Here is a 221-nt window from a genome sequence, read left to right as displayed (position 1 = left end):
ACGGCATCGCCGCCGTGATGGCGACGATCTTGTCGTCCTGCTCGGCGCTACGGACCAGTTCGCGGGCGAACACGTTGGTCCAGGACGGCGGGCCGGGCGGAGCCTTGCTCTGCTCGCCGGTCACGATGTTGAACTTCGCGACCGCGTGGTACTTGTCGCCTGCGGCCTCGGCGGGCTTGTAGCCGCGGCCCTTCTCGGTGATGACGTGCAGCAGGATCGGG

1 pseudogene is annotated in these 221 nt (G+C 68.3%); it reads right to left on the bottom strand.

Features of this window, described 5'->3' with window-relative positions:
* Positions 1 to 221, bottom strand: a pseudogene (locus HK28_RS13485) (1-deoxy-D-xylulose-5-phosphate synthase); the annotation flags it as partial.

It is taken from the genome of Acetobacter sp. DsW_063, from assembly GCF_002153745.1.
GTDB lineage: Bacteria > Pseudomonadota > Alphaproteobacteria > Acetobacterales > Acetobacteraceae > Acetobacter.
This window is presented reverse-complemented; position numbering and strand designations above follow the sequence as displayed.